1 pseudogene is annotated in these 368 nt (G+C 71.2%); it reads right to left on the bottom strand.

What is annotated here, in order from left to right:
• Positions 1–368: pseudogene (locus tag H926_RS35085) on the bottom strand (aminotransferase class V-fold PLP-dependent enzyme); the annotation flags it as partial.

Genomic DNA, 368 nt, shown 5'->3' with positions numbered 1-368 from the left:
CGCGGCGGGGCCCTGCCGTTGAGCGTCCATCCGGCAAACAGGCCAAGTGCCTGCTCCCACAGCGTCTCAACATGCTGTCCATCACTTTTCCACAGGCTGGTGCACAGCGCTGCCGCCGCACCGAACCCCGCGCATAGCGCCGGGCTGAGCGTGCCGGACCGCAAGCCACCTTCCTGCCCGCCGCCATGGACGAGAGGCGCCAGTTCGAGCCCATCGCGCACCCAAAGCGCGCCGATGCCCTTGGGCCCGTGCAGCTTGTGCGCCGAAATCGCGACCAGATCGGCCCCTTCGGGCGCCGCCAGCTTGCCGGCGCCCTGCACCGCATCGCACAGGAACAGCGCGCCCATGGCGTGCGCCCGCGCGGCCAG

This window comes from Novosphingobium sp. B-7, assembly GCF_000410615.1.
Lineage (GTDB): Bacteria > Pseudomonadota > Alphaproteobacteria > Sphingomonadales > Sphingomonadaceae > Novosphingobium > Novosphingobium capsulatum.
The sequence above is the reverse complement of the archived record's forward strand: the minus strand, read 5'-3'. Positions and strand labels throughout refer to the sequence as shown.